Here is a 25274-nt window from a genome sequence, read left to right as displayed (position 1 = left end):
TGCATATTATATCACTCTTCTGGCCTGCCTGACAAAACCGCCGTGGTCAGCCTTGAGACGCAGCACAACCGCCCTTCTGCATCGAATACGTCAATAAGCCATACCTGATGCGTGCGGCCCAGATGCGCCGCGCGACAGACGCCTTTAACGCGTCCCTCTCTGGCAGAACGAACGTGGCTGGCGCTGATATCCAGACCGACTACCACGTCGCTGCCTTCGGTACACAGGTAACCCGCCATTGAACCGAGCGTTTCGGCCAGCGCTGCCGAGGCGCCGCCGTGCAGCAGGCCGAAAGGCTGACGCGTTCTTGCATCAACCGGCAGGGTCGCTTCCAGCGTGTCGTCAGTGATGGCGGTGAAGACGATGCCGAGGTGTCCGGCCAGCGTCTGCTCCCCGCGCTGGTTCAACGTCTCCAGCGTGGCCGCACGTTTCCAGATAGCCATCAAATAATCTCCAGCAGCGCCTGTAGCGGATGACGCATTCCGTTTCCTTCAATGCGCTTCACCTGGCTGCGGCAGGAGTAGCCGGTTGCCAGGCAGCGCTGGCGAGGAAATTGTTGCAGTGCGGGATGCCAGGAAAGCTCGTAGATGCCGAGCGAGTTTTTCAGGTTCTTACTTTCATGTCCGTAGGTGCCGGCCATGCCGCAGCAGCCTACGCTGACGCTCTCCAGCCGTGCGCCAACACGGGAAAAAATCGATGTCCACTGCGCTGAAGACGATGGCAACGCGGTGACCTCGGTACAGTGTCCGAACAGATACCAGGCTTCGCCGCTTTGCGCCTTTGTCTCGCTTTGCGGCATCGCCTGTTGCAACCATTCATGCACCAGCTGCACGTGGAAGTCACCGCGCTCGTCGCCCAGCGCTTCACGATACTCGTCGCGATAACAGAGCACCAGCGCCGGATCGACGCCAACCATCGGCAGCCCCAGCGCCGCCACGCGGTTGAGAAAGTCGGATGTCTTGCGTGCGGTGCGGGCAAAGCGTTGCAGAAATCCTTTAATATGCTGCGCTTTACCGTTTGGCGAAAACGGCAGCACCACGGGCTTAAACCCTAACTTTTCGATCAGGGCGACAAAGTCGGCAATCAATTGGGCTTCGTAATAGCTGGTAAAGGGATCCTGCACCACCAGCACGTAGCCCGCACGCGCCTCCTCGCTCATTTTTTCAAGCTGTTCAAGCGTGGTGCGCATCGCCGGTTGTCCGGCCAGCCGCTGTTTAAGATTCGGCGACGAGAGCAGCGGCAGATCCACCATCCCGACATGCTTCCTGCTCATTTCGCGCATCAGCGGCTGACGCAGGAAAAAGTTAAAGACCTTTGGCGCTTTCGCCATCAGCGGTGCATAGCTTTCGACACCGGCCACCAGATGGTCGCTGACGGGGCGCAAATAGCGCGTGTGGTAAAGCTGAAGGAAACGGGCGCGAAAGTTCGGTACGTCAATTTTAATCGGGCACTGGGTTGAGCACGCTTTGCAGGCGAGACAGCCGGACATGGCCTCTTTCACCTCATGGGAAAAATCATACTCGCCGCGCTTCGCATGCCAGCTGTTGCGCGTGCGGGCAATCATTCCGCGCAGGCTCACCTTCTCCTCTGGCAGGCTCTTTTCCAGCGCCAGCGGATCGACGCCCTGCCCGGCCAGCAGACGCAGCCACTCGCGCGTCAGCGCCGCGCGCCCTTTGGGCGAATGGATGCGGTCGCCGGTGATCTTCATGGACGGACACATCGGGCTTTTAACGTCAAAATTGAAGCACAGCCCGTTGCCGTTGCACTCCATGGCGCCGCGCCAGTCGGTGCGAACGCTGACCGGGATCTGCCTGTCGAAGGTGCCGCGATTCACCGCATCCACCGCCATCATCGGCTCATCGACGCCGAGTGGCGCGCAAATTTTGCCCGGATTGAGCCGGTTTTCCGGATCGAACGCCGCCTTGATTCGCCGCAGTTCGGTAAACAGCGCCTCACCAAAGAAGGCGGGGCTGTACGCCGCGCGAAAGCCTTTACCGTGTTCGCCCCACAGCAGGCCGCCATAGCGCGCCGTCAGCGCCACCACCTCATCGGAAATCCGTTTCATCAGCATCTCCTGCTGCGGATCGCACATATCCAGCGCGGGCCGCACGTGCAGTACGCCTGCGTCAACGTGGCCGAACATGCCGTAGCTGAGATGATGATCATCAAGCAGCGCACGGAATTCGGTAATATAGTCCGCCAGATGCTGCGGCGGCACGCAGGTGTCCTCCACAAAGGGAATGGGCTTGGCGCGCCCCTTTGCGTTGCCGAGCAGCCCAACCGCTTTTTTACGCATGGCGTAGATGCGCTCAATGCCGCTCAGGTCGTCGCACAGTTGAAAACCAATCAGGCCCGCTTCACCCGCCGCCATTAATGTTTCCAGCCGGGCGCAGAGCGAAGTCACCTGCTCACTGATTGCCTCTTCATCATCACCTGCAAATTCGACAATATTCAGCCCCAGCATGTCACGGTTGGGCACGTCGGCGATCAGTTCGCTCACCGAGTGCCAGACAATGTCTTCCCGTGCCAGGTTCAGCACTTTCGAATCGATAGTTTCCACCGACAGCGCCTTCGCCTCCACCAGAAACGGCGCGTTGCGCAGCGCCGAGTCGAAGGAGTCATACTTAATATTCACCAGGCGGCGAACCTTCGGGATGGGGGTGATATTAAGGCGCGCTTCCGCAATGAACGCCAGCGAGCCTTCGGCACCGCAGAGAATGCGCGTGAGATCGACATGCTGTAGATCGTCGCTGACGGCATGACGCAGGTCGTAACCGGTCAGGAAGCGGTTCAGTTTGGGGAACTTCTCAAGGATCAACGCCCTGCCGTCGCGGCAGCTTTCCAGCACCGTACGATAAATTTTCCCTTCCGGCGTTTTCTCCGCCGCCAGGGCTTCAGCCAGCGATACCGGTACCCGGCGCGTATCAAGTATCTCGCCGCCCAGCAGTACCGCGCGCAGTCCGAGTACGTGATCGGAGGTTTTACCGTACACCAGCGATCCCTGTCCGGATGCGTCGGTGTTGATCATGCCGCCGAGCGTGGCGCGGTTACTGGTTGAAAGCTCCGGCGAGAAGAAGTAGCCATACGGCTTCAGGAAGGCGTTAAGCTGGTCCTTGATCACCCCCGCTTCCACTTTTACCCATCCCTGTTCGACGTTAAGGTCGAGAATGCGGTTCATATAACGCGACATATCCACAACGATCCCCTGGTTCAGGGACTGACCGTTGGTGCCGGTGCCGCCGCCGCGCGGGGTGAACACCAGGCTCTCAAAGCGTGGCTCCCCGGCCAGTCGGGCGATCAGCGCAACGTCGGCGGTTGAGCGGGGAAAAAGCGCCGCGTCGGGCAGAAGCTGGTAGATGCTGTTATCCGTTGAAAGCGCCAGGCGATCGGCATAACTGGTGGCGGTATCGCCGGTGAAGCCCTGCTGCTCTAACGCCTGCAAAAAGTTCAGCACCAGTTGAACCAGGCCTGGCGCCTGAGAAATCTGTGGGATCATTGTCGGGTGACCAAAAAATTGAGGTGAAAAAAACTGTCGCTTTAAGGGTTTTATCACATTTTTTTATGGCCTGTCGCCATTTCAAAATCATCAGCGAAAAGAATAACGTGCCGGATCTGTTTTAAAAGCGATTAATGCCGCATCATTAAGATGAAGCCGGGAACGCTTCAAGGAAAAGCGACATCGTTCTTATTTTATTGAGGTTACGTTTACGCATGAAGATCGCACAAAAAGGATGGGATTTCCCACAAATCATCTTCTCCCTGCTGTTTATCACCCTGCTGATTGTTGCCTGCGTCTGGGTGGTTCAGCCGTTTATTCTCGGTTTCGCCTGGGCCAGTATGGTGGTGATCGCCAGCTGGCCGCTGATGATCAAATTCCAGAGCTGGCTGTGGGGACGACGCTCGCTGGCGGTGATCGCCATGACGCTGATTCTGATCCTCCTGTTCATTATTCCGGTGGCGATCCTGGTCAACAGTCTGATTGAAAACAGCGGGCCGGTGGTGGCGTGGGTAACCTCAAAGCAGTTTCAACTGCCGGATATGCACTGGATGAGGAGCATTCCGCTGGTCGGCAGGAAGCTTTATTCGGGCTGGCATCACCTTGTCCAGGGCGGCGGCAGCGCGATGCTGACGCAAATCCAGCCTTATATCGGGCGCACCAGCGGGTTTCTGTTTGCCCAGGCCGGTCACTTTGGCCGCTTTATGCTGCACCTTGGGCTGATGCTGCTGTTCAGTGTGCTGCTTTTCTGGCGTGGCGAACAGGTGGCGCAGGGCATTCGTCACTTTGCGTTCCGTCTCGCATCGCGTCGCGGTGATGCAGCCGTGCTGCTGGCCGGACAGGCGATCCGCGCCGTTGCGCTCGGCGTGGTGGTCACCGCGCTGGTACAGGGTGTGTTGGGCGGCATCGGTCTCGCGATTTGCGGCATTCCTTACGCCACCATTCTTACCGTGCTGATGATCCTCTCCTGCCTGGTTCAGCTCGGCCCGCTGCTGGTGCTGATCCCCGCTATCATCTGGCTTTACTGGAGCGGTGACACCACCTGGGGAACGGTGCTGCTGATCTGGAGCTGTGTGGTGGGCACGCTGGATAACGTGCTGCGCCCGATGCTGATCAGAATGGGCGCAGATTTGCCGATGATCCTGATCCTCTCCGGGGTGATCGGCGGACTGGTCGCCTTTGGCATGATTGGCCTGTTTATCGGGCCGGTGGTGCTGGCCGTCTCTTATCGCCTGATGCTGGTCTGGATGCACGATGCGCCAGCGCCCCACGATGATCCGCTGGAGGTGGTTGAAGAACTTGCTGAAATTGAGCATGAATTAAAATAATTAACCTTTTGCGGCCATAATCATGGCCGCTGCTCTGTTTCCTGAACGTTTCTCCTTTCCCGTTAAGTTACTTTGATTAGTTATTTTTATCATAACGGACGCTTATTTGAGCGCTGTAGAAACGTTGCGCGTTAATTGATTAACTTTAATACAGCTTTTAAGGTATTCATCAGCGCTAAGCATTAAAAAAGATTACCATCGGTTAACTAATAAGAGGATTCTTAAAGACTCATCCTTCCCACCTTAATAAGATAAGTCACATGTTCACGACTAAATCGATGATATTTGATCAACGGTTTACCCTTGAAAAAAATTAACGAATTGCTGTGTGTAGTCTTTGCCCATCCCATGTGATGGGCTTTTTTTTAAAAAAAATCCGTAAAAAAAGGCCAGAAAATCTGGCCTTTTGGGTTTATGACTTAGCGATGCTAATTATTTAGCAGGCATCTCCGCCAGACTCAGCCACGTTTGCACCACGGTGTCCGGGTTAAGCGACAGGCTGTCAATGCCCTCTTCCATCAGCCATGCGGCAAAATCCTCATGATCCGATGGCCCCTGACCGCAGATACCGACGTATTTGCCCTGTTTCTTCGCGGCGCGGATCGCCATCGACAGCAGCGCTTTCACCGCGTCATTGCGCTCGTCAAACAGCTCTGAAACCACGCCGGAGTCCCGGTCAAGACCAAGCGCCAGCTGGGTCATATCGTTGGAGCCGATGGAGAAGCCGTCGAAGTACTCCAGGAACTGCTCGGCCAGCAGCGCATTCGAAGGAATTTCACACATCATAATGAGCTTGAGGCCATTTTCGCCACGCGTCAGGCCCTGACGCCCCAGCTCTTCCACCACCGCCTTCGCCTGCGCCACGGTGCGAACAAACGGCACCATAATTTCGACATTGGTCAGCCCCATGTCGTTGCGCACGCGTTTTACCGCTGCGCACTCCAGCGCAAAGCAGTCGCGGAAGCTGTCAGCCACGTAGCGTCCTGCACCACGGAAGCCCAGCATGGGGTTCTCTTCTTCCGGTTCGTAACGCTCGCCGCCGACCAGGTTGGCGTACTCATTGCTCTTAAAGTCGGAGAGACGCACGATAACGCGTTTTGGCGAGAACGCCGCGCCAAGCGTGGCGATCCCTTCCGTCAGTCGGGCAATATAGAACTCAACCGGATCGTCAAAACCTTTCATCATGTCGCGGATCTGCGCCTGAATCGCCGGGGTTTGCTGGTCGAACTCCAGCAGCGCTTTCGGGTGCACGCCAATCATGCGGTTGATAATGAACTCCAGACGCGCCAGACCCACGCCTTCATTCGGCAGACAGGCAAAGTCAAAGGCGCGATCCGGGTTGCCGACGTTCATCATGATTTTTAACGGCAGCGGCGGCATCTCATCCACCTGCGAACTTTTCACCTCAAAGTCGAGCAGTTCTTTGTAGACGTAACCGGTATCGCCTTCCGCGCAGGAAACCGTCACGCTCTGTCCGTCTTTCAGCACGTCCGTGGCGTGGCCGCAGCCCACCACCGCAGGAATACCAAGTTCACGCGCGATAATCGCCGCGTGGCAGGTGCGTCCACCGCGATTGGTGACAATGGCGGAGGCCTTCTTCATGATCGGCTCCCAGTCGGGATCGGTCATATCGGTCACCAGCACGTCGCCTTTCTGGATGCGATTCATTTCGCTGATATCATGAATGACTTTTACTTCTCCCGCACCGATACGATGACCGATAGCGCGGCCTTCAATCACCACATCGCCTTTGCCCTGAAGCGTATAACGCTCCATGACCTGACCGTTTGAACGCACGGTTTCGGGCCGCGCCTGCACGATAAACAGCTTGCCGGTGTGACCGTCTTTCGCCCACTCAATATCCATCGGGCGCTGATAATGCTTTTCAATCTGCAAAGCCTGCGCGGCCAGCGCCTGTACTTCGTCATCGGTCAGGCAGAAACGATCGCGATCCGCCTGCGGCACGTCTTCAATCCTGACCTGCTCGCCGTGGGCCTGCGAATCGGCATAAACCATACGGATTTTTTTCGAGCCCATGGTACGACGGACAATGGCCGGGCGTTTGGCCTCAAGCGTAGGCTTATGCACGTAGAATTCATCAGGGTTAACCGCCCCCTGCACCACCATCTCGCCAAGGCCGAGGGCCGCAGTGATAAAGACCACCTGGTCGAAACCGGATTCGGTATCAATGGTGAACATTACGCCCGCTGAGGCCAGATCTGAACGTACCATCCGCTGCACGCCCGCAGAGAGCGCCACGCCACGGTGGTCATAGCCCTGATGCACGCGATAAGAGATAGCGCGATCGTTAAATAATGAGGCGTAAACGTGCTTCACCGCGATCAGTACGGCGTCAAAACCCTGCACGTTAAGAAACGTTTCCTGTTGACCCGCAAAGGAGGCGTCAGGCATATCCTCTGCGGTGGCTGAGGAGCGCACGGCAAACGAGGCCTCAGCGTCGTCAGACGAGAGCTGCTGGTACGCCTCGCGGATCGCCTCCTCCAGCGCGGGCTGAAAAGGCGTCTCCACGATCCACTGACGAATTTGTTTGCCCGCCTTAGCCAGCTCGTCAACATCATCAATATCGGTCTTATCCAGCAAATCGTAGATACGCTGATTCACGCCGCTTTGATCGAGGAACTGATTAAAAGCATCGGAGGTCGTCGCAAAGCCGTTCGGAACGGAAACGCCGAGCGAAGACAGATTGGTAATCATTTCACCCAGGGAGGCATTTTTGCCTCCCACACGATCAACATCGTTCATGCCAAGTTGGTTATACCAAAGCACAAGCGGCAACTCGCCTATATTGGACATTGAAGCAATCCTTTTAAAATTTATTAACTATAAGGGATTAATAATGCGTTTTGAGCCTGGCACATTCACGTACAGGAAAGAAACTATTGAATCGTTCAAGCAGAAAAAAAAACGACTTTTAAGAAAACTCCGCGCGGTTTTATTCCGTTGCGCAACAGTATAAATAAGACAAATCCTTAAAAATTAACGAAATAGACTTGCAGCGTCATTTTCAGGAAAAAGGATTTGCGCAACGCTTTTTTTGATAGCCATTAAGAATGCTTTTTGAGGAAAGGGCTATTTTTACGCATAGTTTACAGAAACGACATTTCATAAATGTTATGACGGGAAACATCAGCAAAAGAATGTCTTCTTCTCACAGAGTCGCTATTCTTAATTTACTGCGAATACGGCATCATGTTTTGCGGTTAACACCACATTTCATAACGGGAGAAAAGATGGACACTGGCAGCGAACGCAGCGTTTTTTATATTTCTGACGGCACGGCGATCACCGCAGAGGTACTCGGTCATGCCGTGCTGTCGCAGTTTCCCGTGGGTATCAACAGCGTCACGCTGCCTTTTGTGGAAAATGTTCAGCGCGCTCAGGCGGTAAAGGGACAGATCAATGCGCTTTATCAGCACAGCGGCGTGCGACCGCTGGTGTTTATTTCCATTATCGCGCCGGAGATCCGCGAAATCATTTTGCAAAGCGACGGCTTTTGTCAGGACATTATGCAGTCACTGGTGGCGCCGCTCCAGCAGGAACTGGGCATTGCGCCAGCGCCGGTCGCCAACCGCACGCATGGCCTGACGGCCAGCAACCTCGGCAAATATGATGCGCGCATCGCGGCCATTGATTACACGCTGGCGCACGACGACGGCATTTCTCTTCGCGGGCTGGAAGAAGCGCAGGTGATCCTGCTTGGCGTATCACGCTGCGGAAAAACGCCTACCAGCCTCTATCTGGCGATGCAGTTTGGTATTCGCGCCGCCAACTATCCTTTTATTGCCGATGATATGGATAATCTGAAGCTGCCGCCCGCGTTGAAAACCTTTCAGAACAAGCTGTTTGGTCTGACCATCGATCCGGAACGTCTTGCCGCTATTCGTCAGGAGCGCGCCGAAAATACGCGTTACGCCTCAATGCGTCAGTGTCGGCTGGAAGTGGGTGAAGTGGAAGCGCTGTTCCGCACGCATCAAATTCCCTACCTTAACAGCACCAACTATTCAGTTGAGGAGATTGCCACACGCATCCTTGACATCACCGGTCTGACCCGTCGCATGTACTGACGGTTTTGCCCGCGAAGAGGGCGAGAATAATGACCCTTTTTATCTGAGCGTACTTTAAGTTGAAATCGCCGCAGTTTGGTTTATTGTGATCGCCATCACTTCCCGGTACTACCACCGCTGCGAAGACAAAAATTCAGAGATTGCTATGAACAAAACGGATGAACTGCGGACCGCGCGCATCGAAAGCCTTATTACGCCCGATGAGCTGATTAAACGGCACCCTGTTACCTCTGCCATTGCAGAAAACGTGACAGCGTCACGACAACGTATCGCCCGTATCCTTTCCGGTGACGATGCGCGTCTGCTGGTCGTGATTGGCCCCTGCTCGCTGCATGATCCTAAAGCGGCGCTGGAGTACGCCGCCAGGCTGACCGCGCTGCGCGACAAATATCATTCGCGCCTTGAAATCGTGATGCGCACCTACTTCGAAAAGCCGCGCACCGTCGTCGGCTGGAAAGGACTGATTTCCGATCCCGATCTGGACGGCAGCTTTCGCGTCAACCACGGGCTTGGCGTGGCGCGCAAGCTTCTGCTGGATATCAATGCGCTCGGCATGCCAACGGCGACTGAGTTTCTGGATATGGTGATCGGCCAGTTCATCGCCGATCTGATTAGCTGGGGCGCCATTGGCGCGCGCACCACCGAGAGTCAGATCCATCGCGAAATGGCCTCGGCGCTCTCCTGTCCGGTAGGTTTTAAAAACGGAACCGATGGCAACATCCAGATTGCGGTGGATGCGATCCGCGCCGCGCGCGTCAGCCATATGTTCCTTTCGCCTGATAAGCACGGGCAGATGACCATTTATCAGACCAGCGGCAATCCCTCAGGACACGTGATCATGCGCGGTGGCCGTCAGCCGAACTATCATGCGGAAGATATTGCAGCGGCAGCGGCGAGGCTGCGTGATTTTTCTCTGCCGGAACAGCTGGTGGTGGATTTCAGCCATGGCAACTGCCTGAAGCAACATCAACGTCAGAAAACCGTGGCCGATGACATCGCTGCGCAGATCCGTGGCGGTTCCCGCGCGATCGCCGGCGTAATGATTGAAAGCTTTCTTGAGGAAGGTACGCAGAAAGTGCAGCCCGGCATGCCGCTGGTTTACGGTCAGTCCATTACCGATCCCTGCCTCGGCTGGAAGGACAGCGAAGCGGTGCTGGACACCCTCGCCAGGGCGGTGGATACACGTTTTTGATCGCCGCGCGGGACGGGTTTCCCGCGCGCTTTTCAACTTGAGCAGCTCACCTCCAGCTTTTTACCCCAGTCCGGTGGTCGCCGCGTCAGATCGGCAAAGGCTGGCGCATCCTCAAACGGATTGCTCAGCGCCTGATGCAGCCGCGTCAGCACGCTGATATCCCCTTTTTCCGCCGCTTCAATCACCGCCTGCGCCAGATAATTTCGCAGAACAATCGCCGGGTTGGCGAGCTTCATCTGCTGCTGGCGCACCGCATCGCTTATCTCTTCCTGCGCCAGCCGCCGCCGGTAAAGCGTGTACCAGTTATCGAACGCATCGCGATCGATAAACTCATCGCGCAGCGGCGACTGCGCCTGCTGCCGTTCGGTTGCGCTCAGCAAACGGAAGGTCAGCGTGTAGTCGCTGCCTTCGCGCGTCATCAGTGACAGTAAACCGGTAAGCAGATCGTTATCCTCCCGACTTTGCGTGACCAGCCCCAGCTTCGCGCGCATCAGTTCTCCCCAACTGCGCATCAGTTCAGTTTCATATCCCGCCAGCGCCTGCTTTAACTGTTCGGTAGTAAGCAGATCGGAGAGCGCATGGGCCAGCCGGTTCAGGTTCCACAGACCGATCATCGGCTGATTTTCAAAGCTGTAGCGCCCCTGATAGTCCGAATGATTGCAGATAAAATCGGGCTGGTAGTCGTCAAGAAAACCATAAGGCCCGTAGTCCAGCGTCAGCCCCAGTATTGACATGTTATCGGTATTCATCACGCCATGGGCAAAGCCGACGCTCTGCCAGCGCGCAATCATTCGCGCGGTGCGCTTCACCACATCACTGAACCACAGCAGATAGCGATCCTGCTCCTCCTGCCACTGCGGCCAGTGGTGGCGGATGGCGTAATCGGCAAGCTGGCGCACCTTATCCGGCTGCCGCGCATAAAAAACGTGCTCAAAATGACCGAACCGCAGGTGGCTTTCCGCCACGCGCAGCAGCATTGCGCCACGCTCGACCGTTTCACGGTAAACCGGTTCGTCGCTGGCGATCACGCTCAGCGCGCGCGAGGTGGGTACGCCGAGGTGATGCATCGCTTCCGAGGCGAGAAACTCGCGCAGCGTCGAACGCAGCACGGCACGCCCGTCGCCCATGCGTGAATAAGGCGTCAGCCCTGCGCCTTTCAGATGCCAGTCCCACTTTTTGCCGTCCGGGAGCTGCTGTTCGCCAAGCAGGATCCCGCGACCGTCGCCCAGCTGCCCGGCCCAGACGCCGAACTGATGACCGCTGTAGACCTGTGCCAGCGGCTGCATACCGGGCAGCAGTGCTTCGCCACTCAGCACCGCGCTATTGCCACGCACCGCCTCGTCATCCATTCCCAGCTCGCGCGCCAGCGAGCCGCTGTGATAAAGCAGCCGGGCACCCTTCAGCGGCATGGGCGCGACGCGGGTGTAGAACCCCTCCAGCTCATCATGCCAGGTGTTGTTAAATTGCATATTCACTCCTTGCGACTGCCTCAATACATTGACCTGAGTGTAGACCGAAGGAGCGTGGCTTAATACGGAATGAGTGCGGGGTTATTGCGTCGGCGGCTCGATCAGTATGGCAGGTGGCTGAAGCAGCGCATCAAGCGTCTCTTCACCGGCAAATGAGAAAAGCGAACTCTGAATACCGCTAAACGCAAAGCGCCGGATTTTCTCCAGCGCGGCCAGATCGTCAATACCCTGCACAATAATTTGCTGACAGTGCGGCTTAATATTCTCGATCACGCTGCCAATAAACGGTTTGAAAGAAAGGCGATTAAAATTGTGTTGGATAAACCCTTTATCAAACTTAATCTGCCAGAACAGATTATCGTAGATTGCCGTTGAGGGTGCTTTACCCGATCCGTAGTTTTTAAGCGATAACGCAAATTTTTCACTCAGTCCACTTAATAAATCATTTCCTTTTGCTTCTTTCATGCCGATAAATGTTTCGCTGATTTCCAGCAAAATCATTTCGAGCGCAGCCATTCTGTGCAACAGCATTTCGTTTTCAAGTATTGCCTTTGCCAGTAGCTCATCAATATTTATTGCCACGTTAACATTGTGCTGCCGAAAAAAAACCTGGTGCTTTTCCACACAGTTTATTTGATTTTGAAAAAGCGCCACGCGCTGTGCTTCATTGAGCTGCGGCAGTAGCATATCGTATGGGATGGCGACATTTGCCGTACTGTGGGAAAAATGCGTGAGCAGTTCGACAGCGAGCAGCCGCCCGTCGAAGCTGTAGAGGGGATAAAATGCCGTGTAGCTTTTGTAATCCGCTTCCAGATAGATTTTCATTATTATCGCCAGGCAAAGTGGCAATTCCCACCGCCCGCACTCTCAGCACGCTATCCCTGACGTTCATGAGATGAAACGGGCGACCGCAATCCGATGACAACGCTACCATATTATCCGTTAAAAAGATGACTTCTGACCAACATATCAACCAGATAAGCAGACAAAAGTTTTCATCAGATCCTTCTCGCCTGCCAGAATACTTTTTTCCAGTAAACGTTATCCAGGGAGGAGCGGATAACGCCCTGGCTGGTGGACGCGTGAATAAACTGGTTATCAGTGTCATAAATGCCAACGTGCAGACCATTCTCGCCGCCGCCGGTTTTAAAAAATACCAGGTCGCCGGGCAGAAGATCGTCTTTGTCGATCTCCGTGCCAATATCCGTCTGCGCCCTGGTGGTTCGTGGTAGCTGAAGCGCAAAACGATCGCGGAAGGTTAAAAAAACAAAGCCGGAGCAATCCACACCGCCGCGCCCCATACCGCCATAGCGATACGGCGTGCCACGCCACTGCACAAGCTGATCGTTGAGCTGAGCAATGACGGTGATTGAATCAGACAGGCGTCCGTTTGGCGGCGGTGCCTGATGGCTACAGCCCGCAAGCATAATAATCAGAAGCAGAAACCAGCAGCGCATAGGGAAACCCTGAAAATATGACGGTTTACTCTACCCGGAAAAGCGCGCGTCAGGCAACGGGCGCTCAAAAAAAGGTGGTCAGCAACGCGTGCCCTTCCACATTCAGACGACGGAACGGGATCGCGTACACCTCGCTCAGCCGTTCAGGCTGGAGCACCTCGTCGGCGGCGCCGCTGGCGATCACCGTTCCCTCTTTCATCAGCCAGACGCTGCGCGCATGGTGCAGCGTGTGGTTGATATCGTGACCGCTGACAATGGCGGTAATGCCGGTGTCCACCAGCGCCGCGAGCTGTGCGTCAAACGCCGCCTGCTGCGCCAGGTCAAGCCCGGTGAGGGGCTCGTCCAGCAGCAGAAGCTGGCCTTCCGGCTGTGAAATCTGGCAGAACACCGCCGCCAGCCTGACCCGCTGCCACTCTCCGCCTGAAAGCTGATAAAGCGGGCGCGCCAGCTTGTCCTCAAGCTGAAAACGCTGACAGATCGCGTTCAGCATGTCGTCGCGCTGCGGCGCGTCAGCGGGTTGATGGAGACTCAGATAATGCCAGACCGGCATCATGTCCGGCTTCGGTGCCTGCTGGTGCAGGAAAGCGCGACGGCGCGACAGCGCAACCGCTGACCATGCCGCAAGCGGCCGGCCGGCGAACAGCACCTCTCCTTCTGCCGGAAGCAGTCCGGCGAGCGCGGCGAGCAGCGTGCTTTTACCGGCGCCGTTTGGCCCCAGCAGATGGATCAGTTCGCCCTTTGTCACGTCCGCACTAACAGGCGCCAGCCGCGACGGTACCGCCAGATCATGGCACGAAAGCAGCATTACTTCGCCAGCGCCTGCCTGATGCTTTCTTCAATGACGGAACTTTCAGGCTCCATATCCGGTGAAAACCGCGCCAGAACGTTGCCGTCGCGCCCAATCAGGAATTTTTCGAAGTTCCACAGGATGTCACCATGCTGCTTCGGCGCACGGCCTTTGCTGCTCATTCGTTCCAGAAAACCGCTGTTTTCAGGCGCGACGGCATCCGGCTTCGCGGCAATTAACGCCTTATAGAGCGGATGGCGATCCGGCCCGTTCACCTCGATTTTACTGAACATCGGGAAGGTGACGCCCCAGGTGGTTGAGCAAAAGGTTTTAATCTCCTCCTCGCTGCCCGGCTCCTGCCCTGAAAACGCATTGCAGGGAAAGCCCAGCACGCTGAATCCCTGCGCCTGCCATCTTTTATGCAGGTTTTCCAGCTGTTCATACTGCGGCGTCAGTCCACATTTTGATGCCACGTTCACCACCAGCAGGACGTTATCCCGCCACTCAGCCAGACGGGTGCGGTCGCCATCAATCGTGATCAGTTCGGTATCATAAAGCGTCATTCTGTTCTCCTGTTCAGGTGAAAAAGTTAAGCACGCTGTTTAACTAACAGCCAGATAAAGACCGGCGCGCCGAGCGTGGCCGTGACCACGCCCACCGGCAGTTCAGCGGCGGATATCGCCAGACGGGCAACGATGTCGGCCGCCAACAATACGCTGCCGCCCGCCAGCGCGCTGGCCGGTAGCAACACGCGGTGATCGGTCAGCTGGTTCAGCCGCAGAATGTGCGGCACCACCAGTCCGATAAAACCAATGGCGCCCGCCAGCGCCACGCTGACGCCGGCCAGCCAGCCAATCGCCAGCACCAGCCCGCTGCGGGTTAACATCAGTGAAAGACCAAGCTGGCGGGCAGACACGCTGCCCAGCGCCAGCAGATTCAGCGTTTGCCAGCGCGTGCACAGCCAGATCAGCACCGGCAACAGTGCCAGCATCAGCCAGCCGTGGCGCCAGTCGACACCGCCAAAGCCGCCCATCATCCAGTACATCAGCTGACGCAAATCGAGGCTGGTGCTGAAATAAACGGCCCAGGTCATGATTGCGCTGCAAATGATGCCGAGCGCGACGCCCGCCAGCAGCAGGCGGCTGGCAGACAACTGGCGGCGTGCGAAAAAAAGCAGCACGAGCGTAACGGTCAGCGCACCGACCATCGCACAGATACTGAGCTGCCACAGCGAGCCGCTGCCCGCAAAGATGCCCAGCACCAGCCCAACTCCTGCGCCATTAGACACGCCCAGCAGGCCAGGTTCCGCCAGCGGATTTTCAAACAGCGTCTGCATCACCGCGCCCGCGACGGCCAGCGATGCGCCCGTCAGCAGCACCGCCAGCGCACGCGGCAGCCGAAGCTGCCACACAAACAGTCTGGCATCCTGATTCAGCCACTGGTCGGGCAGCAGCCACCGTTCGCCCGCGCACAGGCTGAGCAGCAAAAGCAGCAGCGTGAGGGCGACCAGCCCGGCCAGCCAGCGCTGATGATGGCGCCGCGCACGTTCGCGGCAGGTAGAAAGTTGAGTCATCCGTACGATATTGAGTTGAGCACGCGCGTTACCGCAAAGAAAAAGGCCGCACAGGCGGCCTTTTCAGGATAAAAAATCAGTCTTCTTTCGGCGAAGCGTTCTCGACGCGGCTTTTGAGTTTCTGTCCCGGCCGGAACGTCACCACTCTGCGCGCGGTAATCGGAATGTCTTCACCGGTTTTAGGATTCCGTCCCGGACGTTGATTTTTGTCGCGAAGGTCAAAATTACCAAATCCTGATAGTTTCACCTGCTCACCGTTTTCTAAAGCACGACGCACCTCTTCAAAAAACAGCTCCACCAGTTCTTTGGCGTCCCTTTTGCTAAGCCCCAGCTTTTCAAAAAGGTATTCAGACATCTCAGCTTTTGTAAGCGCCATAGGTTCAATCCCTCAAGGTTGCCTGGAATCGCTCTTTTAACGCCGCAACACATTTGGCGACGGTTGCAGCGATCTCCTCTTCTTCGAGTGTCCGACTGGTATCTTGTAAAATCAGGCTGATAGCAAGGCTCTTAAAACCTTCGTTTACGCCCTTACCACGGTACACGTCAAACAAGTTTACGCCAACTACCTGATTTACGCCAACTTTCTTACACTCCGCAATAATATCTGCTGCGGGTACCGTTTCCGCTACCACAACAGCGATATCGCGACGGTTTGCCGGGAAGCGTGAAATATCGCTCGCATCAGGCAGGACGCGGTCTGAAACCTTATCCCACTCCAGTTCGAATACCACCGTGCGACCGTTAAGATCCAGTTTTCGTTCCAGTTCCGGGTGTACCACACCGATAATGCCGACGTGTTCGCCCTGCAAATAAATTGCCGCACTCTGCCCCGGATGGAGAGCCGGATGCGGTTCGGCGCGGAACTCGATTTCCGCCAGGCGGCCGGTTAAATCGAGGACGGATTCCAAATCGCCTTTTAAATCATAGAAGTCAACTGGCTGACGCGCCACATCCCAATGTTCTTCAAGGCGTGCGCCGCAGATGACGCCTGCCAGCATAACGTCCTGACGGATCCCCAGGTTTGCCTGTGTATCAGGCACAAAGCGCAGCCCGGCTTCAAACAGACGCACGCGGCTTTGCTGACGATTTTGATTATATTCCACCGCCGTCAGCAGGCCGGTCAGCAGCGAAAGGCGCATGGCCGACATCTCGACGGAGATCGGGCTGGGCAGCACCAGCGGCGCTTCGCCGGGATGGAGCAGCGCCTGAACTTTAGGATCGACAAAGCTGTAGGTAATGGCTTCCTGATAGCCTTTGTCCACCAGCATGGTTTTTACGCGCTTCAGCGACAGATTCGCTTCGCGATGGCGCGTCATCTCCAGGCTGGCCTGCACCGGCACGTTGGGAATGTTGTTATAGCCATAGATCCGCGCGACCTCTTCAACGAGATCCTCTTCGATTTCCATATCGAAACGCCATGACGGCGCCACGGCCTGCCACGCGCCGTCGGCAACCGTCACGTCACAGCCGAGACGTTGCAGAATATCGCTGACGTCCTGATCGGCAATGACATGGCCAATCAGGCGATCGAGCTTTTCACGCCGCAGCGTGATGGTGGCGCGCTTCGGCAGCGCCTCATTGTGCGTAACATCAATTACCGGGCCGGCCTCGCCGCCGCAGATCTCCAGCAGCAGGCGCGTGGCGCGCTCCATGGCGTTGTGTTGCAGTTCAGGATCGACGCCGCGCTCGTAGCGGTGAGAAGCATCGGTATGCAGGCCGTGGCGACGCGCGCGACCGGTGATCGCAAGCGGGCTGAAGAAGGCGCACTCCAGCAGCACGTTGCAGGTCGCTTCATTCACGCCTGAGTGCTCGCCGCCAAAAATGCCGCCCATTGCCAGCGCTTTCTGGTGGTCAGCAATCACCAGCGTATCCGCATTGAGTTTTGCTTCGGTGCCGTCGAGCAGCGTCAGCGTTTCACCCTCTTCCGCCATGCGCACGATGATGCCGCCGTTGATGCGATCCAGGTCGAAAGCATGCATCGGCTGACCCAGCTCCAGCAGAACAAAGTTGGTCACATCCACCACCGGATCGATAGAGCGGATACCGCAGCGGCGCAGCTTCTCGCGCATCCACAGCGGCGTGGCGGCGCTTACATTTACGCCTTTAATCACGCGGCCCAGATAGCGCGGACAGGCCTCGGGCGCATCAACCTGAATGGGAAACGTATCCTGAAGGGTGGCGGCGACCGGCTCAATGCGCGGCCCGTTCAGCGTCAGCTTATTCAGCACCGCGACATCGCGCGCCACGCCAATGATGCCCAGGCAGTCGGCACGGTTAGGCGTGACGCTGATCTCAATGGTGCTGTCGTCAAGCTGAAGGAATTTACGGATATCCGTCCCGACCGGCGCGTCAGCGGGCAGCTCGATAATACCGCTGTGATCGTCGGAAATGCCCAGTTCGGAGAAAGAGCAGAGCATGCCCTCAGACGGTTCGCCGCGCAGCTTAGCCGCTTTAATTTTGAAATCGCCCGGCAGCACGGCGCCAATCGTTGCCACGGCAACCTTCAGGCCCTGACGGCAGTTTGGCGCGCCGCAGACGATATCCAGCAGGCGTTCACCGCCCACGTTGATTTTCGTTACGCGTAGTTTGTCGGCGTTGGGGTGCTGGCCGCACTCAACCACCTCACCCACCACCACGCCGTGAAATGCGCCTGCAACGGCGTCCACGCCGTCCACTTCCAGGCCGGCCATGGTGATTTGTTCAGACAATGCTGCGCTGTCGATGGCCGGGTTAACCCATTCACGTAACCAGAGTTCGCTGAATTTCATTCGTGTTACCCGCTCTTATTTAAACTGTTTGAGGAAACGTAAGTCGTTTTCGAAGAAGGCGCGCAGATCGGTCACGCCATAGCGCAGCATGGTCAGGCGCTCCATACCCATGCCGAAGGCAAAGCCGGAGTAAACTTCCGGATCGATGCCGACATTGCGCAGAACGTTGGGATGCACCATGCCGCAGCCCAACACTTCCAGCCATTTGCCGTTTTTACCCATGACGTCCACTTCGGCAGACGGTTCAGTAAACGGAAAGTAGGAAGGACGGAAGCGGATCTGAAGATCTTCTTCAAAGAAGTTGCGCAGAAAGTCGTTCAGCGTGCCTTTCAGGTTGGTAAAGCTGATGTTTTTATCAACAATCAACCCTTCCATCTGATGAAACATTGGCGTGTGTGTCTGGTCATAGTCATTACGATAGACGCGGCCCGGCGCGATGATGCGGATCGGCGGCTGCTGATTTTTCATGGTGCGGATCTGCACGCCGGAGGTCTGCGTGCGCAGCAGGCGCGTGGCGTCGAACCAGAAGGTATCATGGTCGGCGCGCGCCGGATGATGTCCGGGAATGTTCAGCGCGTCGAAGTTGTGATAATCGTCTTCAATTTCAGGGCCGGTTGCTACGGCAAAACCCAGCTCGCCAAAAAAGGCTTCGATGCGGTCAATGGTACGGGTGACCGGATGTAAACCGCCGTTTTCAACCCGGCGGCCCGGCAGTGACACGTCAATGGTTTCTTCTGCCAGACGGGCGTTCAGTGCGGCAGACTCCAGCGTCTCTTTGCGCGCGTTAAGCGTTTCCTGCACCTGCTGCTTTGCTTCGTTGATCACTGCACCAGCCGCCGGACGCTCCTCAGCGGGCAGTTCACGCAGCGTGGTCATTTGCAGCGTGAGGTGTCCTTTTTTCCCAAGATATTCAACGCGAACCGCATCTAACGCGGCAACGTCCGGAGCGTTGTTTATGGCCGCTGTCGCGTTCGCCACCAGTTCTGCAAGCTGTGACATGCTTTCCTCTTCTTCCAGCCGCGATGGCCGGTCTGTTTTTTCCAGAGACGAGTGCTCGTCCAATTTTCACGGCGCCAAAAACAAAAAAGCCTCCACAAGGGAGGCTTTCAGCGCGATTTTTCGTTTCTTTTCTTTGCGCTTAAGCCACCCTGATTCAGGTGGTAAAGTAAAAAAAGAAGCGAAAAGCAGCGTTCATAATGTTGTGACCTTCGATAAGCATTTGTGCAGACTACAGATAATAAAAGAGGGAGACAAGCTCCCTCTTTCAACTGGCTTACGCCAGCGCTGATTTCGCTTTTTCTACCAGTGCAGTGAATGCCACTTTGTCGAATACGGCGATGTCAGCCAGAATCTTACGGTCGATTTCAATTGATGCCTTTTTCAGGCCATTAATGAAACGGCTGTAAGAGATACCGTTAGTGCGGGCCGCTGCGTTGATACGCGCGATCCACAGCTGACGGAACTGACGCTTACGTTGACGACGGTCACGGTAAGCATACTGACCAGCTTTGATAACAGCCTGGAAGGCAACGCGGTAAACACGCGAACGTGCTCCGTAGTAACCTTTAGCTTGTTTTAAGATTTTTTTGTGACGTGCGCGAGCAACTACACCACGTTTTACACGAGCCATTACGCTCTCCTGTTATATTCTGATTTAAAAAATAATGACTTATGCGTATGGCAGACAGGCTACAACTAAGCCCAGATCGCCTTTAGACACCATGCCTTTCGGACGCAGGTGACGTTTACGTTTGGTCGATTTTTTGGTCAGAATATGACGCAGGTTAGCGTGTTTACGCTTGAAGCCGCCCGAAGCCGTCTTCTTGAAGCGCTTGGCCGCGCCACGTACAGTTTTAATCTTTGGCATTTAAAACATCCACTTCGCATTGTTAATAAAATGAATCAGACAGGCGAATAAAAATCCGCGCGACGTGAACCGCAACGGATTGTCATTACTTTATGGCCTACTGTTTCTTCTTCGGAGCGAGCACCATGATCATCTGACGCCCTTCAATTTTTGAAGGGAAGGATTCAACGATAGCTAAATCCGTGTCTTCGCACAGATCTTTACGGACGCGGTTAAGCATCTCCATACCGATCTGCTGGTGCGCCATTTCACGACCGCGAAAACGCAGCGTGATTTTGGCTTTATCGCCCTCTTCCAGAAAGCGAACCAGGTTGCGTAGTTTTACCTGATAGTCGCCATCATCGGTGCCAGGACGGAATTTAATTTCCTTAACCTGAATAACTTTTTGCTTTTTCTTCTGTTCTTTAGAAGATTTGCTTTTTTCGTAAAGGAATTTGCCGTAATCCATGATACGGCAAACGGGCGGCTCGGCGTTAGGGCTGATTTCTACTAAATCAACGCCCGCCTCTTCAGCTTTTTCCAAAGCTTCATTCAGACTGACAATGCCAATCTGCTCGCCATCGACGCCAGTCAGGCGAACCTCATTGGCGCGAATTTCTTTGTTGATGCGATTAGGACGCGCCGGTTGGACTCTTTTTCCGCCTTTAATACTTTATTCCTCCAGTTGATGAAGATTGCGGCTGCGTATCTCGTCATGCAGCTTCGCGATCACGTCGTTTACGTCCATGCTTCCCAGGTCTTTACCGCGGCGGGTGCGAACGGCAACTTTGCCTGCTTCCACCTCTTTATCACCACAGACCAGCATATAAGGGACACGACGTAAAGTGTGCTCACGGATTTTAAAGCCAATCTTCTCGTTTCTCAAGTCCGCTTTTACACGAATGCCCGCATTCTGAAGTTTTCGGGTCAATTCTGCAACATATTCGGACTGACTATCGGTGATATTCATCACCACCACTTGCACAGGTGCCAGCCAGGTTGGGAAGAAGCCAGCGTACTCTTCAGTAAGAATACCAATAAAGCGTTCGACCGATCCCAGGATAGCGCGGTGAATCATCACCGGCACCTGACGTTCATTATTTTCACCCACGTAGGACGCGCTCAGGCGACCCGGTAACGAGAAGTCGAGCTGAACGGTGCCGCACTGCCAGGCGCGATCGAGGCAATCGTGCAGAGTAAACTCAATCTTCGGCCCGTAAAACGCGCCCTCACCCGGTTGATACTCAAACGGGATAGCGTTCTCTTCCAGCGCCGCGGCGAGATCCGCTTCGGCGCGATCCCACAGGTCGTCTGAACCGATGCGTTTTGTCGGACGGGTTGAGAGTTTTACCGCGATTTTCTCAAAACCGAAGGTGCTGTACATGTCATAAACCATGCGAATGCAGCTGTTTACTTCGCTGCGCACCTGCTCTTCTGTACAGAAGATGTGCGCATCGTCCTGCGTGAATCCGCGCACGCGCATCAGACCATGCAGCGCGCCCGACGGTTCGTTGCGGTGACAGCTGCCGAACTCCGCCATACGTAATGGCAGGTCGCGGTATGATTTTAGACCCTGATTGAAAATCTGCACGTGGCCGGGGCAGTTCATCGGCTTGATGCAATATTCACGGTTCTCTGAAGAAGTCGTGAACATCGCTTCTTTGTAGTTTTCCCAGTGGCCGGTTTTTTCCCACAGCACGCGGTCCATCATCAATGGGCCTTTCACTTCCTGATAGTCATATTCAGTCAGCTTGCTGCGCACAAACACTTCCAGTTCGCGGAAGATGGTCCAGCCGTCGTTGTGCCAGAATACCATGCCCGGGGCCTCTTCCTGCATATGATAGAGGTCGAGCTGCTTGCCGATTTTACGGTGATCGCGCTTCGCCGCCTCTTCCAGGCGCTGTAGATAGGCAGAGAGCTGCTTCTTATCGGCCCAGGCGGTGCCGTAGATGCGTTGCAACATTTTATTGTTGCTGTCACCGCGCCAGTAGGCACCGGAGAGTTTTTGCAGTTTGAAATGATGGCAAAAACGCATGTTAGGTACGTGCGGGCCACGACACATATCGATGTATTCCTGATGATGATACAGGCCGGGACGATCGTCATGGCTGATGTTTTCATCAAGAATGATGGTCTTATAGGTTTCACCGCGGGCCGCGAACACGTCGCGCGCTTCCTGCCAGCTCACCTTTTTCTTTACCACGTCGTAATTGCTTTCGGCCAGCTGGTGCATGCGCTTTTCCAACTGCTCGAGATCTTCCTGAGTCAGGGTGCGATCGATATCAACGTCATAATAGAAGCCATTATCGATAACCGGGCCGATGGCCATTTTGGTGCCGGGCCAAAGCTGCTTGATGGCGTGCCCTAACAGGTGTGCGCAGGAGTGGCGAATGATTTCAAGACCCGCCTCATCTTTCGCGGTGATAATGGCCACGCTGGCGTCGTCGGTGATGGGATCAACCGCATCCACCAGTTCGCCGTTAACGCGACCGGCAATGCAGGCTTTGGCAAGACCGGGGCCAATATCGAGGGCAATATCCATTACGCTGACGGCACGATCAAAACTACGCTGGCTTCCATCAGGAAGAGTAATTACTGGCATGTTACATCCTTAATTGCAGTGGTAACCCATACGCAAGGCTACATACAACGTTGATTCTTAAAATGTGTCAGGTCGATGAGACTTGAAACCGACTTACGGTTGTCCGTTTGGTGCTCCGCCTGGCTAAGACGTTCACTATTTTCGCAATCAGCGAAAGCACTGAAGGATGAGTATCTTACACGCTACAGAGGGCAGGTCAAAGAAAGCGCAGAGAAGAATTTTTATCGCAGAGAGGATAAGACCAGGCCGGGAGATCCGGCCCGGTGCGTATTACATAGCGTAAGAAAGCATAACGGAGGTTTTGGTGTCCGTTTTGTCCGGCGCAGACTCTGGCGGGTTCTGGTTCCAGGTCACGTTATAGGCCAGCTTCAGCGCGAAGTGATCGTTGATTGCGACCTGTAAACCGGTTTCGGAGTTCACCGTGGTGTCGTCGCTGCCCAGAACGGAAACGCCCTGAATAAACTTCGTGGTATCGGTGAGCTGCCACTGATAGCTCAGTGCGCCGTAGGCCAGCGCCTGCGTTTCGTGGCCGCCTTCGTGATAATCGTCGTAACGTACGCCCGGACCGGCTTCGATGCGAAGCGAATGTACCGGGCCGTTCAGCAACTGGCGACCATAACCCGCAACGAAGACGGAACGGCCGTCGTAACCGTTAAAACGATCGCTCAACCAGCTTGCCTGGCCGAACAGGTAGTCGAAATCGGTCAGGTTATAGCGCGAACGTCCGCCCACCTGGTAGGTCTCAGATGAACGTTCATCGTTCGAAGAGGTGTTGTTGGCGTTGCCCCACAGGCTCCATGCGGTTTTGGTCTGATACCAGGTCATGTTGGTATTGGCGGTAAGCGATGAACTGGTCGTGTTACCGGTTTGCGCCAGATAACCGGCGGCCGCATTACCTTCAAAATCTTTTTTTGCCGTGGACGGATCGTCCATGACGGTAAAGACATTATTATCCGCCAGGGCTTGCTGGCACAGCGCTCCCCCGGAGAGCAAAAGAACTACAGACAGCTTGTTAAGCGCTTTCATTACGTGTGATCCGTACAACAGTTTAAAGGAAGTGAGTGTGAAGAATTTGGTAGTACGATCAATGCTCTTTACGCGAAAAATCGTAACATTTCATTAAGTCGCTATGCGTTTCTTCACAGGCGTATAGGTAGCATCTGCCGCAACAGGCCTGAGGCATTATAGGGTGCGGTTAAAACTTTTACAGCATATAAGCAGCAGGTAATAATCTGGAAAATGGAAAAATCCATGTCTTAACAAGTCAAAAAGTAACCAAATGCGACCACGCGTTTGAAAATCGCTCTTTTCCCTTTCGCCCGTTGATAATGTTACCGTTGCTGCCGGATGAACTATGCTGAAAAAAATTCCCCCACCGATGAGGACAAACGATGAGCGCATCACAGGTAGCACAGTATGTCGTCACTTTACGTTACCAGGAAGAAGGTTTAACCGACATTCTTGAACTGAACAGCGCGTTGGTGAATGGAGGCTTCACCACGTCATTAGCCGACAAAGACGGAAAGCCGCACGAGCTTGGCACCAACAGCTTTGGTATCGTCAGCGCATTGAGTGAGGAAGAGATACGCAAGCAGGCGGAGGGACTGGGTGAGATGGCGCTGGGGCAAAAGCCCGAGGTCGAGGTACAGCACCTGGACGCATTTCTGAAAGACAGCAAAGCCTGACGGGCGGTAACTGCTATACAACGCTGCCGGTTCTGATTATTATTTAACCGTCCCTGTTAGGCCGTCCAACGATATACAGCGAAAAGAGGAAACCCCTATGTGGTCAGCCATTGGTCGTCTGTTGAGTGAGCAGTCAGGTAGCAGCGCAGAAATCAGTCATCGCACGCAGCTTCCGGGTGGCGATGTCCATCCGGCCTGGCTTATTCGTCACGCGGATCGCGACGTTTTTGTAAAATGTAACAGCCGCGATATGTTGGACAATTTCACCTCAGAAGCGGATCAGCTCGCCCTGCTCGCGCGTACCGACACCATTCGTGTGCCGCGCGTTTACGGCGTGGGCAGCGACAAGGAGACGAGTTTTCTCCTGCTTGAATATATCCCTCCCCATCCGCTGGATGCGGCAGCCGCACAGACGCTTGGCGCGCAGCTTGCCCGCCTGCATCAGTGGAGCGATCAGCCCCAGTTCGGCCTCGACTTTGACAACAACATCACCACCTCGCCGCAGCCAAACAGCTGGGTTAAACGCTGGTCGGTCTTTTTTGCCGAACAGCGTATTGGCTGGCAGCTTCAGCTCGCAGCGGAAAAAGGCATTTTGTATGGCGATATCGACCTGATTGTTACCTGCGTACAGCGCGCACTGGTGGCGCACCACCCGCAGCCTTCGCTGCTGCATGGCGACCTGTGGCCCGCCAACTGCGCAGGGAGCGCTGACGGGCCGTGGCTGTTCGATCCGGCATGCTACTGGGGCGACAGAGAGTGCGATCTGGCAATGCTCGCCTGGCACAGCGATTTGCCGCAGGAGATTCTGGAAAGCTATCAGGCAACGTGGGCGCTTCCGGCAGATTATCGCCAGCGGCAGCCCGTTTACCAGCTTTACTATTTGCTCAACCGCGCCAACGTCTTTGGCGGCGGCTGGCTGGCAGACGCGCAGCGGGCGGTGGGCGCGCTGCTTGACGTTGATGAAGCCGATCTGGCGCGGGCCTGAG

Annotated in this window: 22 protein-coding genes, 1 other RNA gene, 1 pseudogene and 1 other annotated feature; of the genes and pseudogenes, 6 read left to right on the top strand and 18 right to left on the bottom strand. The window is 55.5% G+C overall.

From position 1 onward, the window contains the following. Positions 1 to 11: 11 nt before the first annotated feature. Both FA91_RS08365 and FA91_RS08360 read right to left on the bottom strand, forming a co-directional pair. Complete coding sequence (locus FA91_RS08365; RefSeq protein ID WP_034914505.1) at positions 12 to 443, bottom strand: hotdog fold thioesterase; 432 nt, start codon at positions 441 to 443, stop codon at positions 12 to 14. Further along, positions 443 to 3496: an FAD-binding and (Fe-S)-binding domain-containing protein gene (locus tag FA91_RS08360; protein WP_034914502.1), complete on the bottom strand. Its 3054-nt coding sequence runs from the start codon at positions 3494 to 3496 to the stop codon at positions 443 to 445. Before FA91_RS08360 ends, FA91_RS08365 begins: the two co-directional genes overlap by 1 nt. Before the next feature lie 215 nt (positions 3497 to 3711). On the opposite strand from FA91_RS08360, the gene ydiK reads away from it, so the two are divergent. Next, positions 3712 to 4824 (top strand): AI-2E family transporter YdiK, encoded by a 1113-nt coding sequence (gene ydiK / locus FA91_RS08355; protein WP_034914499.1) that lies wholly within the window; start codon positions 3712 to 3714, stop codon positions 4822 to 4824. Positions 4825 to 5082: 258 nt separating this feature from the next. Continuing rightward, an RNA gene (rprA, locus tag FA91_RS20480) (antisense sRNA RprA) lies at positions 5083 to 5193 on the top strand. A 63-nt stretch (positions 5194 to 5256) separates the two neighbouring features. On the opposite strand, the gene ppsA is transcribed toward rprA, so the two are convergent. After that, a complete protein-coding gene (gene ppsA, locus FA91_RS08350) occupies positions 5257 to 7638 on the bottom strand; it encodes a phosphoenolpyruvate synthase (protein WP_034914496.1) in 2382 nt (793 codons plus the stop codon). A gap of 437 nt (positions 7639 to 8075) precedes the next feature. Here ppsA and FA91_RS08345 point away from each other — a divergent pair, with 437 nt between their 5' ends. Both FA91_RS08345 and FA91_RS08340 read left to right on the top strand, forming a co-directional pair. Next, positions 8076 to 8909: a pyruvate, water dikinase regulatory protein gene (locus tag FA91_RS08345; protein ID WP_034914493.1), complete on the top strand. Its 834-nt coding sequence runs from the start codon at positions 8076 to 8078 to the stop codon at positions 8907 to 8909. A gap of 145 nt (positions 8910 to 9054) precedes the next feature. Further along, positions 9055 to 10101, top strand: coding sequence for a 3-deoxy-7-phosphoheptulonate synthase (locus FA91_RS08340; RefSeq protein ID WP_034914489.1), 1047 nt, complete (start codon positions 9055 to 9057; stop codon positions 10099 to 10101). A gap of 32 nt (positions 10102 to 10133) precedes the next feature. On the opposite strand, the gene FA91_RS08335 is transcribed toward FA91_RS08340, so the two are convergent. The 15 genes and pseudogenes from FA91_RS08335 to FA91_RS08270 all read right to left on the bottom strand — a co-directional run bounded on the left by FA91_RS08335 (position 10134) and on the right by FA91_RS08270 (position 23629). After that, a complete protein-coding gene (locus tag FA91_RS08335) occupies positions 10134 to 11570 on the bottom strand; it encodes a YdiU family protein (RefSeq protein ID WP_034914485.1) in 1437 nt (478 codons plus the stop codon). A gap of 81 nt (positions 11571 to 11651) precedes the next feature. Further along, entirely contained in the window at positions 11652 to 12395 is a 744-nt protein-coding gene (locus FA91_RS08330; protein ID WP_034914482.1) for an EAL domain-containing protein, read from the bottom strand. 173 nt (positions 12396 to 12568) lie between these two features. Beyond that, positions 12569 to 13027 (bottom strand): NlpC/P60 family protein, encoded by a 459-nt coding sequence (locus tag FA91_RS08325; protein ID WP_034914478.1) that lies wholly within the window; start codon positions 13025 to 13027, stop codon positions 12569 to 12571. Between the two features lie 64 nt (positions 13028 to 13091). Further along, positions 13092 to 13832 carry a vitamin B12 ABC transporter ATP-binding protein BtuD gene (gene btuD, locus FA91_RS08320; RefSeq protein WP_034914476.1) on the bottom strand — a complete coding sequence of 247 codons (741 nt, stop codon included), beginning with the start codon at positions 13830 to 13832 and terminating at the stop codon, positions 13092 to 13094. After that, the gene (locus FA91_RS08315; RefSeq protein ID WP_034914473.1) at positions 13832 to 14377 is read right to left on the bottom strand and encodes a glutathione peroxidase; all 546 of its coding nucleotides are present in this window, start codon (positions 14375 to 14377) and stop codon (positions 13832 to 13834) included. The genes btuD and FA91_RS08315 overlap by 1 nt, the downstream gene beginning before the upstream one ends. Before the next feature lie 26 nt (positions 14378 to 14403). Further along, positions 14404 to 15387, bottom strand: a complete 984-nt coding sequence (btuC, locus tag FA91_RS08310; protein ID WP_034914471.1) for a vitamin B12 ABC transporter permease BtuC — start codon at positions 15385 to 15387, stop codon at positions 14404 to 14406. Positions 15388 to 15463: 76 nt separating this feature from the next. After that, positions 15464 to 15763 (bottom strand): integration host factor subunit alpha, encoded by a 300-nt coding sequence (gene ihfA, locus FA91_RS08305; RefSeq protein WP_017802142.1) that lies wholly within the window; start codon positions 15761 to 15763, stop codon positions 15464 to 15466. Between the two features lie 4 nt (positions 15764 to 15767). Then, entirely contained in the window at positions 15768 to 18155 is a 2388-nt protein-coding gene (pheT, locus tag FA91_RS08300; RefSeq protein ID WP_034914467.1) for a phenylalanine--tRNA ligase subunit beta, read from the bottom strand. 15 nt (positions 18156 to 18170) lie between these two features. Then, the gene (pheS, locus tag FA91_RS08295; protein WP_034914465.1) at positions 18171 to 19154 is read right to left on the bottom strand and encodes a phenylalanine--tRNA ligase subunit alpha; all 984 of its coding nucleotides are present in this window, start codon (positions 19152 to 19154) and stop codon (positions 18171 to 18173) included. Between the two features lie 79 nt (positions 19155 to 19233). Beyond that, positions 19234 to 19359: a sequence feature (Phe leader region), on the bottom strand. Then, positions 19309 to 19350: pseudogene (locus FA91_RS21215) on the bottom strand (hypothetical protein). It overlaps the preceding feature by 42 nt. Before the next feature lie 69 nt (positions 19360 to 19428). Further along, complete coding sequence (rplT, locus tag FA91_RS08290; RefSeq protein ID WP_016169860.1) at positions 19429 to 19785, bottom strand: 50S ribosomal protein L20; 357 nt, start codon at positions 19783 to 19785, stop codon at positions 19429 to 19431. Positions 19786 to 19824: 39 nt separating this feature from the next. Further along, positions 19825 to 20022 carry a 50S ribosomal protein L35 gene (gene rpmI, locus FA91_RS08285; RefSeq protein WP_006118955.1) on the bottom strand — a complete coding sequence of 66 codons (198 nt, stop codon included), beginning with the start codon at positions 20020 to 20022 and terminating at the stop codon, positions 19825 to 19827. A gap of 97 nt (positions 20023 to 20119) precedes the next feature. Next, positions 20120 to 20671: a translation initiation factor IF-3 gene (gene infC / locus FA91_RS08280; protein WP_072016891.1), complete on the bottom strand. Its 552-nt coding sequence runs from the start codon at positions 20669 to 20671 to the stop codon at positions 20120 to 20122. Between the two features lie 3 nt (positions 20672 to 20674). After that, positions 20675 to 22603, bottom strand: coding sequence for a threonine--tRNA ligase (gene thrS / locus FA91_RS08275; protein ID WP_034914454.1), 1929 nt, complete (start codon positions 22601 to 22603; stop codon positions 20675 to 20677). Between the two features lie 270 nt (positions 22604 to 22873). Further along, positions 22874 to 23629 (bottom strand): DUF481 domain-containing protein, encoded by a 756-nt coding sequence (locus FA91_RS08270; protein ID WP_034914449.1) that lies wholly within the window; start codon positions 23627 to 23629, stop codon positions 22874 to 22876. 365 nt (positions 23630 to 23994) lie between these two features. Between FA91_RS08270 and ghoS the strand changes: the two genes are divergently transcribed. Both ghoS and FA91_RS08260 read left to right on the top strand, forming a co-directional pair. After that, on the top strand, positions 23995 to 24288 hold the full coding sequence (gene ghoS / locus FA91_RS08265; RefSeq protein WP_034914446.1) for a type V toxin-antitoxin system endoribonuclease antitoxin GhoS: 294 nt from the start codon (positions 23995 to 23997) through the stop codon (positions 24286 to 24288). A 97-nt stretch (positions 24289 to 24385) separates the two neighbouring features. Continuing rightward, positions 24386 to 25273 carry a fructosamine kinase family protein gene (locus FA91_RS08260; protein WP_034914442.1) on the top strand — a complete coding sequence of 296 codons (888 nt, stop codon included), beginning with the start codon at positions 24386 to 24388 and terminating at the stop codon, positions 25271 to 25273. The last annotated feature ends 1 nt before the right edge of the window (position 25274 follow it).

Source organism: Erwinia sp. 9145, assembly GCF_000745075.1.
Lineage (GTDB): Bacteria > Pseudomonadota > Gammaproteobacteria > Enterobacterales > Enterobacteriaceae > Erwinia > Erwinia oleae.
The sequence above is the reverse complement of the archived record's forward strand: the minus strand, read 5'-3'. Positions and strand labels throughout refer to the sequence as shown.